This window comes from Burkholderia sp. 9779_493, assembly GCF_015712215.1.
Classification (GTDB): domain Bacteria; phylum Pseudomonadota; class Gammaproteobacteria; order Burkholderiales; family Burkholderiaceae; genus Burkholderia; species Burkholderia cenocepacia.
On sequence record NZ_JACCQA010000008.1, the window covers coordinates 124,967 to 135,797 of the forward strand.

General features: G+C 69.8%; 9 protein-coding genes. 7 read left to right on the top strand and 2 right to left on the bottom strand.

The features are described from left to right. Positions 1-46 precede the first annotated feature (46 nt). The 3 genes from eat to eutC all read left to right on the top strand — a co-directional run bounded on the left by eat (position 47) and on the right by eutC (position 3,790). Entirely contained in the window at positions 47-1,459 is a 1,413-nt protein-coding gene (gene eat, locus H0X95_RS10565; RefSeq protein ID WP_059721120.1) for an ethanolamine permease, read from the top strand. Between the two features lie 139 nt (positions 1,460-1,598). Then, entirely contained in the window at positions 1,599-2,996 is a 1,398-nt protein-coding gene (locus H0X95_RS10570) for an ethanolamine ammonia-lyase subunit EutB (protein ID WP_006489528.1), read from the top strand. Next, positions 2,993-3,790 carry an ethanolamine ammonia-lyase subunit EutC gene (eutC, locus tag H0X95_RS10575; RefSeq protein ID WP_059721119.1) on the top strand — a complete coding sequence of 266 codons (798 nt, stop codon included), beginning with the start codon at positions 2,993-2,995 and terminating at the stop codon, positions 3,788-3,790. The genes H0X95_RS10570 and eutC overlap by 4 nt, the downstream gene beginning before the upstream one ends. Here the strand turns inward: eutC and H0X95_RS10580 are convergent. Then, the gene (locus tag H0X95_RS10580; protein WP_012492249.1) at positions 3,783-4,667 is read right to left on the bottom strand and encodes a LysR family transcriptional regulator; all 885 of its coding nucleotides are present in this window, start codon (positions 4,665-4,667) and stop codon (positions 3,783-3,785) included. The genes eutC and H0X95_RS10580 overlap by 8 nt on opposite strands. A 155-nt stretch (positions 4,668-4,822) precedes the next feature. On the opposite strand from H0X95_RS10580, the gene H0X95_RS10585 reads away from it, so the two are divergent. Then, on the top strand, positions 4,823-6,445 hold the full coding sequence (locus H0X95_RS10585; protein ID WP_196446042.1) for an MFS transporter: 1,623 nt from the start codon (positions 4,823-4,825) through the stop codon (positions 6,443-6,445). Between the two features lie 118 nt (positions 6,446-6,563). Here H0X95_RS10585 and H0X95_RS10590 read toward each other — a convergent pair whose 3' ends face one another. Continuing rightward, positions 6,564-6,992 (bottom strand): pyridoxamine 5'-phosphate oxidase family protein, encoded by a 429-nt coding sequence (locus H0X95_RS10590; protein ID WP_059721151.1) that lies wholly within the window; start codon positions 6,990-6,992, stop codon positions 6,564-6,566. 321 nt (positions 6,993-7,313) lie between these two features. Between H0X95_RS10590 and exaC the strand changes: the two genes are divergently transcribed. The 3 genes from exaC (at position 7,314) to H0X95_RS10605 (ending at position 10,786) form a co-directional block, all read left to right on the top strand. Continuing rightward, positions 7,314-8,840, top strand: coding sequence for an acetaldehyde dehydrogenase ExaC (gene exaC, locus H0X95_RS10595; RefSeq protein ID WP_006489874.1), 1,527 nt, complete (start codon positions 7,314-7,316; stop codon positions 8,838-8,840). Between the two features lie 175 nt (positions 8,841-9,015). Next, complete coding sequence (locus H0X95_RS10600) at positions 9,016-9,564, top strand: hypothetical protein (RefSeq protein ID WP_006489872.1); 549 nt, start codon at positions 9,016-9,018, stop codon at positions 9,562-9,564. A 205-nt stretch (positions 9,565-9,769) separates the two neighbouring features. After that, positions 9,770-10,786 (top strand): helix-turn-helix domain-containing protein, encoded by a 1,017-nt coding sequence (locus H0X95_RS10605; RefSeq protein ID WP_196446043.1) that lies wholly within the window; start codon positions 9,770-9,772, stop codon positions 10,784-10,786. Positions 10,787-10,831: the final 45 nt, after the last annotated feature.

The following is a 10,831-nucleotide window of genomic DNA, read 5'->3' on the forward strand; positions in this document are numbered from 1 at the left end:
CAGTCGCGCTGGTCCGCAGGCCCGGCGCCTTTGAGGAGAGAGTCCGATGAAAGCAGAGTCGAATGGCCGGCCCGCCGCCGGCGCCAAGCTGTCCGGCCAGCCCGCGCTGCAGCAGACGCTCGGGACCTGGCAACTGTGGGGCATCGCGGTCGGCCTCGTGATTTCCGGCGAATACTTCGGCTGGAGCTACGGCTGGGCGAGCGCCGGCACGCTGGGTTTCGTGATCACCGCGCTGTTCGTCGCGGCGATGTACACCACCTTCATCTTCAGTTTCACCGAGCTGACGACGTCGATTCCGCATGCGGGCGGCCCGTTCGCGTATGCGCGCCGCGCGTTCGGCCCGACCGGCGGCTATCTGGCCGGCGCCGCGACGCTCGTCGAGTTCGTGTTCGCGCCGCCCGCGATCGCGCTCGCGATCGGCGCGTACCTGCACGTGCAGTTTCCGGGGCTCGAACCGAAACACGCGGCGATGGGCGCGTATCTCGTGTTCATGGCGCTGAACATCGTCGGCGTGCAGATCGCGGCGACCTTCGAGCTCGTCGTCACGCTGCTCGCGATCTTCGAGCTGCTGGTGTTCATGGGCGTCGTGTCGCCGGGTTTCGCGTGGAGCAATTTCACGAAGGGCGGCTGGTCGGGCGCCGATCACTTCAGCCTGGGCGCGTTCCACGGGATGTTCGCGGCGATTCCGTTCGCGATCTGGTTCTTTCTCGCGATCGAAGGCGTCGCGATGGCCGCCGAGGAAGCGAAGAACCCGAAGCGCTCGATTCCGATCGCGTACGTGGCCGGGATCCTGACCCTCGTGGCGCTCGCGATCGGCGTGATGGTGTTCGCCGGCGGCGCGGGCGACTGGACCAAGCTCGCGAACATCAACGATCCGCTGCCGCAGGCGATGAAGTACATCGTCGGCGCGAACAGCGGCTGGATGCACATGCTCGTGTGGCTCGGGCTGTTCGGGCTCGTCGCGTCGTTCCACGGGATCATCCTCGGCTATTCGCGCCAGATCTTCGCGCTGGCCCGCGAAGGCTACCTGCCCGAATGGCTCGCGAAGGTGCATCCGCGCTTCAAGACGCCGTACCGCGCGATCCTCGCGGGCGGCGTGGTCGGGATCGCCGCGATCTACAGCGACGAGCTGATCCAGTTCGGCGGGCAGACGCTCACCGCGAATATCGTGACGATGTCGGTGTTCGGCGCGATCGTGATGTATATCGTGAGCATGGCGGCGCTGTTCAAGCTGCGCCGCTCGCAGCCGAACCTGGAGCGACCGTTCCGCGCGCCGCTGTATCCGATCTTCCCGGCATTCGCGATCCTCGCGGCGCTGGTCTGCCTCGGTACGATGGTGTATTTCAACGGGCTGGTCGCGCTGGTGTTCGTCGGTTTCCTCGCGGTCGGTTACGCGTACTTCCTCACGACCCGCGCGCAGCGCGCGAGCGCGCCCGGCGACGCGCTGCTGGAGGAGTGAGCGATGCCGACGGTGCAGGCGAAGATGAAAGTGAAAGGCCGTTCCTGACGGCACCCGGCGCGCCCCGTCGAACGGGCGCGCCGTCGGCTTTTGATCGGGGGCGTGAACCGGCCCCGGGATGGACAAGGAGACTCGCACGATGTCCTATACGGAGACGATCGGTCCGCGCACGTACCGCTTCGCGGACCTGAAGACGCTGCTCGCGAAGGCGAGCCCGCTGCGTTCCGGCGACCAGCTCGCCGGCGTCGCGGCGGCGAGCGAGGAGGAGCGCGTCGCCGCGAAGATCGCGCTCGCGGGCGTGCCGCTGAAGGCGTTCCTGAACGAAGCGGTGATCCCGTATGAAGACGACGAGGTCACGCGCCTCATCATCGACGATCACGACGCGCAGGCGTTCGCCGACATCTCGCACCTCACCGTCGGCGATTTCCGCAACTGGTTGCTGTCGCCCGCGGCCGACGGCGCGGCGCTCGAGCGGATCGCGCCCGGCCTCACGCCCGAGATGGTCGCGGCCGTGTCGAAGCTGATGCGCAACCAGGACCTGATCGCGGCCGCGAGGAAGCGCCGCGTCGTCACGCGCTTTCGCAACACGGTCGGGCTGGCCGGCCGGATGTCGGTGCGGCTGCAGCCGAATCACCCGACCGACGACGTGAAGGGCATCGCCGCATCGATGCTCGACGGGCTGATGTACGGCTGCGGCGACGCGATGATCGGCATCAACCCGGCCACCGACAGCCTCGCGGCGATCGTGAAATTGCTCGCGATGATCGACGGCTTCCGCGAGCGCTACGGCGTGCCGACCCAGTCGTGTGTGCTCACGCACGTGACCAACACGATCGCGGCGATCGAGAAGGGTGCGCCGGTCGATCTCGTGTTCCAGTCGATCGCGGGCACCGAGAAGGCCAATGCCAGCTTCGGGATCTCGCTCGCGCTGCTCGGCGAGGCGCGCGAGGCCGCACTGGCGCTGAAGCGCGGCACGGTCGGCAACAACCTGATGTACTTCGAGACGGGCCAGGGCAGCGCGCTGTCGGCGAACGCGCATTTCGGCGTCGACCAGCAGACCTGCGAAGTGCGCGCGTATGCGGTCGCGCGCAAGTTCGAGCCGTTCCTCGTGAACACCGTGGTCGGCTTCATCGGGCCCGAATACCTGTACGACGGCAAGCAGATCATCCGCGCGGGCCTCGAGGATCACTTCTGCGGCAAGCTGCTCGGCGTGCCGATGGGCTGCGACATCTGCTACACGAACCACGCGGAAGCCGACCAGGACGACATGGACACGCTGCTGACGCTGCTGGGGGCGGCCGGCATCAACTTCATCATGGGCATTCCGGGCGCGGACGACGTGATGCTGAACTACCAGAGCACGTCGTTCCACGACCAGCTCTACGTGCGCGAGGTGCTCGGGCTGCGCCGCGCGCCCGAGTTCGAGGAATGGCTGGAGACGATGGAGATCGCCGACGCGCACGGCGCGCTGCGCGCCGCGACGGCGCGCGTGCCGCTGCTCGCGGGGGCGAACGACTGGATGGGGGTGTCCGCATGAGCGACGCCGTCGAAAAGAACCCCTGGGCGCAGCTGAAGTCGTTCACGAACGCGCGGATCGCGCTCGGCCGCGCGGGCAACAGCCTGCCGACCGCGCCGCTGCTGGCCTTCAATCTGTCGCATGCGCAGGCGCGCGACGCGGTGCACCAGCCGCTCGACGCGGATGCGCTGCGGCGCGAGATCGAGGCGGCCGGCATGCTGCCGACGCTGCGCGTGCAGAGCGCCGCGCCCGACCGCGACCATTACCTGCGCCGTCCCGATCTCGGCCGCAAGCTGTCGGACGACAGCCGCGGGCTGCTGGCGGGTTACGGGGCGGCGCTCGACGAGGCGCCCGACGTCGTGTTCGTGGTCGGCGACGGGCTGTCGGCGTTCGCGGCCGCGAAGCAGGCGCTGCCGCTGTTGCAGGCCGTGCGGCCGCGGCTCGATGCGGATGGCTGGCGGATCGGCCCGGTGGTGGTCGCGACGCAGGCGCGCGTCGCGCTCGGCGACGAGATCGGCGAGCTGTTGCGCGCGAAGGTCGTCGCGATGCTGATCGGCGAGCGGCCCGGGCTCAGTTCGCCGGACAGCCTCGGCGTGTATCTGACGTGGGCGCCGAAGGTCGGCTGTCACGACGCGCTGCGCAACTGCATCTCCAACGTGCGGCCCGAAGGACTGCCGCACGCGGCCGCCGCGCACAAGCTGCATTACCTGATGACGCATGCGCGCAGGCTCGGGCTGACGGGCGTCGGGCTGAAGGACGACAGCGACTCGCTGTTGCCGGCGGCGGAAGCGGAACGGATCGGCGTGACTACCTGAACAGCCGCTCGCACAGGAAATCGACGAACACGCGCAGCTTCGGCGACAACTGCCGGCTCGACGGCCACACGATCGAGAACTGCCCCGGCGCGATCCGGTAGTCGTCGAGCACGGTGACGAGCGCACCGTGTTCGAGTGCGTCGCGCGCGAGGAAGTCGGGCATGTAGCCGATGCCGAGCCCCGCGAGTACGGCGCCACGCAGCGCCTCCATGTTGTTGCAGGTCATCGCGGTGCGCAGCTTCAGCGGTGTGCCGTCGTCGGCCGCGAGCGCCCAGTCCTGCAGCTTGCCGGTGGTCGGAAAGCAGTAGCGCACGCAGTCGTGCGCTTCGAGCTCGCGTGGCGTGCGCGGCGTGCCGGCTTGCGCGAGATACGCGGGCGTCGCGCACAGCACGAACGCGAACGGACCGAGCCGCCGCGACATCAGGCTCGAATCGGACAGCGGGCCGCTGCGGATCACCGCGTCGAAGCCGCCTTCGACCACGTCGACCATCCGGTCGTTGAAATCGAGATCGAGTTCGACGTCCGGGTAGCGCTGCCGGAATTCGGGCAGCACCGGCAGCAGGAAGCGGTAGCCGATCACCGGCAGGCTCACGCGCAGCTTGCCGCGCGGGCGCTGCGCGGACGCCGTCACGGTCGCCTCCGCGTCGCGGAAATCCTCGAGGATGCGCTGGCAACGCTCGTAGAAATGCCGACCCTCTTCGGTGAGCGTCACGCGCCGCGTCGTGCGATTGAACAGCCGCACGCCGAGCGACTGCTCCAGTTTCGCGATCGTCTTGCCGACCGCCGACGCCGAGATGCCGAGCGCGCGGCCGGCCGCGACGAAGCTCAGCGCTTCGGCGGCGCGGACGAACGCGACGATGCCGGTGAGATTTTCCATCGAATCGAACGACGTGCAGCGACGCACGCTGTCAGGTGAATTACGGAATTTTAGTCCGTTATATGTGGAGCTTCGCGGGGTTTTTCGCGGATTGAATCGGATTTATCGTCTGTCGCTCTGATGGCGCATCCGCGCCGGCTTTTCGAGGAGCGATGATGGATCACCCTGTTTCAGCCGTTTCGGCCCTGGCGGCGCGTCGGCGCGCGTGGGTGCTGGCCGCCGTCTGCATGGCCGCCGTCGCGCTGCCGCTGTCGTTTTCGGGCGGCGCGGTCGCGACGCCGGCGATCGGCCGCGACCTGCACGGCAGCCCGGTCGCGATGAACTGGATCACCAACGCGTTCATGCTCGCGTTCGGCAGCTTCCTGATGGCGTCGGGCGCGCTGGCCGACCAGTTCGGCCGCAAGCGCCTGTTCGCGATCGGCGTCGGCGGCTTCACGCTGATGTCGGTCGCGCTCGCGTTCTCGCCGTCGATGCTCGCGGTCGACTTGCTGCGCGCCGCGCAAGGGCTTTCGGCGGCCGCGGCGCTGGCCGGCGGCACGGCCGCGCTCGCGCAGGAATTCGACGGCGCGGCGCGCACGCGTGCGTTCAGCCTGCTCGGCACGACGTTCGGGATCGGACTCGCGTTCGGGCCGGTGCTCGCCGGCGGTTTGATCGGGCATTACGGCTGGCGCGCGATCTTCGTGACGAGCGCGGTGGCCGGCGTGCTGTCGCTCGCGTTCGGGCTGCCGCGCATGCACGAGTCGCGCGATCCGCACGCGACCGGGCTCGACTGGCCCGGCACGGCGGCGTTCACGACCGCGCTGACGCTGTTCACGTTCGGCGTGATCGAGGCGCCCGCGCGCGGCTGGTCGAGCCCGCTCGTGATCGCGCTGCTGGCCGGCGCGGCGCTCGGCGCGTGCGCGTTCGTGACGATCGAGACGCGCGTCGCGCGGCCGATGCTCGACCTGTCGCTGTTTCGCATCGCGCGCTTCGTCGGCGTGCAGGTGCTGCCGGTGTCGACCTGCTGCTGCTACATCGTGCTGCTCGTCGTGCTGCCGCTGCGCTTCATCGGCATCGACGGTTTCAGCGAGATCGACGCCGGCTGGCTGATGCTCGCGATTTCCGCGCCGATGCTGGTCGTGCCGCTCGTCGCGGCGACGCTCACGCGCTGGCTGTCGGCCGGCGTGATTTCAGGGCTCGGGCTGCTGGTCGCGGCAGCCGGGCTCGTGTGGCTCGGAATCGCGTTGCGCGGCGGCGCGGGGCCGGCGGCGATCGCGCCGATGCTCGCGATCGGTGTCGGCGCCGGCATGCCGTGGGGGCTGATGGACGGGCTGTCGGTGAGCGTCGTGCCGAAGGAGCGCGCGGGGATGGCGACGGGCATTTTCAGCACGACGCGCGTGGCCGGCGAGGGGATCGCGCTGGCGATCGTCGGCGCGGTACTGGCCGCGCTCGCGCAAGCGGGGCTCGCGCACGCGGCAGGGGCGGCCGGTGCTGCCGATGCGCCGGATGCGACGCTGCGGGCCGCCGCGCGGCTCGCGACCGGCGATCTCGCGGGCGCGGCGGCCGCGTTGCCGGGCGTCGGTCGGGCAGCGTTGATCGCGAGCTACACGCACGCGTTCGACCGGCTGCTGATGGGGCTGGCCGTCGTCACCGTGCTGTGCGCGGTGGTGGTGTTCGGGTTTCTCGGCCGGCGGCCGGCCGCCGATGAAACGGGCGACGATGCGGACGGCCGCGCGCCCGCCGATGCGTCGGCGCGCAGCCGGATCGAGCCGGCCTGCGCGGAGACGCACGGGCGGTGAGTGTTGCATCGCGACGCGTCGACGCGTCGGTACTTCGGCACATCGGCACATCGGCATTTCGGTCGATGCAGGCGCCGTGCCCGCATGGTCGGCTGGCCAGCGCGTCACCCGTCGCGCATCACGCCAGCACGAGCGGCGGCAGCGCCGCATCCGCGCGCGCCTGCGCACGTTCCACATCGATCACCAGATAGCGCAACGCGTCCGGCCACAGGTGCGCGCGCGCTTGCGCATCCTCGTCGAGCGTCGCGCGGCCCTGCACGAGCCAGGTCGTCTGGCGCACGAAATCGACGAACAGCAGCGCGATGGCCGGATTCACGAGCAGGTTGCCGATCGTGTTGAGCAGATTGTTGCCCGCGAAATCGGGCAGCACCAGCGTGCGGCGATCCGGGATATCGACGAGCGGCGTGAACGAGCCGTCGGCGCGCGGCTGGCGGCCACGGTACGAACAGTCGGCGTTACCGGCCGCGTCGGCGGTCGCGACGATCAGGAAAGCCTGCTCGCGGATGAATGCGATGGCGTCGTCGGTCAGGGGGCCGCGATCGTTCATGGTGTCGGTCGGCGCGTGCGCCGTGGCGTGGGGATCGGTGATCCGCACGCAAGCGACATGCCACGCGCGGCGGCGCGCCTCCACGGGCAGCGCCCCTGCGCGCACTGTGGAAATTCCGAACAGCGATCCCGTCGCTGCGCAATCGCGGTGTTCAGAATCGGTACACCCGCCGTGTTGCGTGCGTGAACACCGCACGGTGCGAACACGGGCCGGCCGCGATCGACGTGCCCCCGGTCCGTTTGGCACGCATGTTGCGTAAACGGGACCAGCGCATTCCAACCGGCGCTGTACTCACACAAGCACGATGAACAGGAGACATGTATGAACCCGTTTGACCTGAAGCAACTGGGCCTCGACGTCGAATACCCGTACCGTCAGCAATACGACAACTACATCGGCGGCAAGTGGGTGGCGCCCGTGAAGGGCGAGTATTTCGAGAACGTGTCGCCGATCAACGGCCAGCCGTTTTGCCGCATCCCGCGCTCCGGCGCCGACGACATCGAGCTGGCGCTCGACGCCGCGCATGCCGCGCGCCGCAAGTGGGGCAAGACGTCCGTCGCCGAGCGCGCGAACCTGCTGCTCGCCGCCGCCGACCGGATGGAAAAGAACCTGAAGCTGCTGGCCGTGGCCGAGACGATCGACAACGGCAAGCCGCTGCGCGAGACGATGGCGGCCGACCTGCCGCTCGCGATCGACCATTTCCGCTACTTCGCGGGCTGCATCCGCGCGCAGGAAGGCGGCATCTCCGAAATCGACGACAACACCGTCGCGTATCACTTCCACGAGCCGCTCGGCGTGGTCGGCCAGATCATCCCGTGGAACTTCCCGCTGCTGATGGCCGCGTGGAAGCTCGCGCCGGCGCTCGCGGCCGGCTGCTGCGTGGTGATGAAGCCGGCCGAGCAGACGCCCGCGTCGGTGCTCGTGCTGATGGAGCTGATCGGCGACCTGTTCCCGGCCGGCACGATCAACATCGTGAACGGCTTCGGCAAGGAAGCGGGCGAAGCGCTCGCGACCAGCAAGCGGATCGCGAAGATCGCGTTCACGGGCTCGACCCCGGTCGGCAAGCACATCCTGCGCGCGGCGGCCGACAGCCTGATCCCGTCGACGGTCGAGCTGGGCGGCAAGAGCCCGAACATCTTCTTCGCCGACGTGCTCGACCAGGACGACGCGTTCCTCGACAAGGCGCTCGAAGGGCTCGCGATGTTCGCGCTGAACCAGGGCGAGGTGTGCACGTGCCCGTCGCGGATCCTGATCCAGGAATCGATCTACGAACGCTTCATCGAGAAGGCCGTCGCGCGCGTCGAGCGCATCAAGTCCGGCCACCCGCTCGACCTGCAGACGATGATCGGCGCGCAGGCGTCGCAGCAGCAGCTCGACAAGATCCTGTCATACATCGACATCGGCCGCGGCGAAGGCGCGCAATGCCTGACGGGCGGCGAGCGCGCGGCGCCGGCCGCCGACCTCGGCACGGGCTACTACGTGAAGCCGACGATGCTGCTCGGCAACAACAAGATGCGCGTGTTCCAGGAGGAGATCTTCGGGCCGGTCGCGTCGGTGATGACGTTCAAGGACGAGCAGGAAGCGATCGAACTCGCGAACGACACGTTCTACGGGCTCGGCGCCGGCGTGTGGACGCGCAACGGCACGCGTGCGTACCGGATGGGCCGCGAGGTCGAGGCCGGCCGCGTGTGGACCAACTGCTACCACCTGTACCCCGCGCATGCGGCGTTCGGCGGCTACAAGCAGTCGGGGATCGGCCGCGAGACGCACAAGATGGCGCTGTCGAACTATCAGCAGACGAAGTGCCTGCTGGTCAGCTACCAGGCCGAGGCGCTCGGGTTCTTCTGATCGGCAAAGCCGGCGCGACGTGTCGGGGCCGGTTGGGCCCCGTACGTCGCCCGGTTCGATTTCCCTGTTCGACAGTCGGCGCGGGCTGCGTTGTTGGCGGCCGGCGCCGGCCACGCTGCCGACCGCCGCGCATGCGCGGCGGTACGGCGCGCCGATGCATACGACGACCCCCAGCATGGCAGAACCGCCCCGATCCTTTCCCCGTCACCCGGTATTTCATCCGGGCGAACTCGACGCGCAACACCGCTTCGGCGTCGCCGACGAAGCCGAGCGGATGAGCGACGCCGTGACGACGCGGCTGAGCCTCGGCGTGCGGCAGTTCGTCGAATCGCAGCCGTTCATGTTCGTCGGCATGGCATCCGGCGCGGGTGCGTCGATGACCTGCGACATCGTGCAGAGCCGACGCGACGCGAACGGCGATCTGCTGCCGGTGGTACGCGTGATCGACACGAAGACGCTGCGGTTCGCGTTGCCCGCCGCGCATGGCGGCGACGGCGGCCGGATCGACGCGGCCGCCTGCGACGGCAGGGGCGTCGGATTGCTGTTCGTCGATTTCGTGCGCGGTCTGCGCTACCGGATCAACGGTCGCGCCACGCTGCGCGCCGATCTGCCGGAAGCGGACGCGGCGCCGTGGGCGGCGGGCAGCGCGATCGTCGAGCTGGCGATCGCGCACGCATACGGCAATTGCGGCACGCGGGTCGTGCGGCTGAAGCCGGCCCGGTAGCCGGCATCCGGGCGCGGGCGGCGGCGCGCATGCGCGGTCGCCGCGCGGATCGCACCGGCGGCGTGCGCGGCATGCCGCCTTCGGGTGCGCCCGCATGGCGCGCGGCGGCCGGACAGCATGGAATGGCGGGTTGCTCGCCGGGCCGTGCGGTTCGGCACGGGACTTGCGTGGCACGCAGGGTTCCGCGCAGGTGAGGGAGGACACGATGGATCAACACGTGGTGAGTACGGAAGAACCGACCGCCGAAGACACGCGGCGCAGCGCGCAGGGCGACGATGCGTTCGCCGGGCAGGCCGTCGTCAGCGTCGCGCACGATGCGGACGAGCAGGCGCGCAACCTGATCGGCTGGCGGCAGACCTACGACCAGCTCGCCGCCGGCCGCTTCGTCGGCACGCTGACCGAGCTGCCGCTCGACACGATGAAGCTGTTTCGCGAATCGACCAGCCATCTGCTGTGCCAGGCGTGCGAAGTGCGCGGCGATGCGTACTGGTTCGGCATTCCGCTCGTGTGCGACGGCTCGGCGCGCGTCGATGCGTGCCGCATCGGCCCCGGCGCGCTCGCATTCCGGCCCGGCAACGTCGAATTCGAACTGGTGACGCCCGCGCAGTTCTCGATCTACGGCGTCGTCGTGCGCGGCGACGTGCTGCGCCGCTATGCCGAGGACGTCGAGCGCCGCGCGCTCGACGAGCGGTTGTTCACGCAGCGCGTGATGCAGGTCGGCGATGCGCGGCTCGCGCGGCTGTGCGCGCTGCTCGGCCGCCGGCTCGACGGCGCGGTGGCGATGGCCGGCCCGCTGCCCGATGCGCAGCGCGACGACCTGCAGGCCGAAGTGCTGGCCGCGCTGTTCGATGCCTGCGCGCAGCCGGCCGACGACGGCAGCGGCGGCGCGCCGTCGACGCGCCGCTGGCTCGTCGACCAGGCGCGCGACTACGTGCTCGCGCACCGCACGCGCCCGGTCGGCGTGCCCGAGCTGTGCGAGCAGCTGCACGTGAGCCGGCGCACGCTGCAGTACTGTTTCCAGGACGTGCTCGGCATGGCGCCCGCGACCTACCTGCGCACGCTGCGGCTGAACGGCGCGCGGCGCGACCTGTGCGGGCGCGCGGCGGGGTCGGTGCAGGACGTCGCGGAGGCGTGGGGTTTCTGGCATCTCAGCCAGTTCGCGACCGATTACCGGCGCCTGTTCGGCAAGCGGCCGTCGGAGACGCTGCGCGATCGCGCGTGAGGGGCTTGGCGGGAAGGCGGGCGGCAGTGGTGCTGACGCGGTGGG

Excerpts from the sequence above, each read along its gene's own strand:
- H0X95_RS10590 (WP_059721151.1), bottom strand. The coding sequence starts at position 6,992 with ATGAACGATCGCGGCCCCCTGACCGACGACGCCATCGCATTCATCCGC.
- eutC (WP_059721119.1), top strand. The coding sequence starts at position 2,993 with ATGAGCGACGCCGTCGAAAAGAACCCCTGGGCGCAGCTGAAGTCGTTC.
- eat (WP_059721120.1), top strand. The coding sequence starts at position 47 with ATGAAAGCAGAGTCGAATGGCCGGCCCGCCGCCGGCGCCAAGCTGTCC.
- exaC (WP_006489874.1), top strand. The coding sequence starts at position 7,314 with ATGAACCCGTTTGACCTGAAGCAACTGGGCCTCGACGTCGAATACCCG.
- H0X95_RS10600 (WP_006489872.1), top strand. The coding sequence starts at position 9,016 with ATGGCAGAACCGCCCCGATCCTTTCCCCGTCACCCGGTATTTCATCCG.
- H0X95_RS10580 (WP_012492249.1), bottom strand. The coding sequence starts at position 4,667 with ATGGAAAATCTCACCGGCATCGTCGCGTTCGTCCGCGCCGCCGAAGCG.
- H0X95_RS10570 (WP_006489528.1), top strand. The coding sequence starts at position 1,599 with ATGTCCTATACGGAGACGATCGGTCCGCGCACGTACCGCTTCGCGGAC.
- H0X95_RS10605 (WP_196446043.1), top strand. The coding sequence starts at position 9,770 with ATGGATCAACACGTGGTGAGTACGGAAGAACCGACCGCCGAAGACACG.
- H0X95_RS10585 (WP_196446042.1), top strand. The coding sequence starts at position 4,823 with ATGGATCACCCTGTTTCAGCCGTTTCGGCCCTGGCGGCGCGTCGGCGC.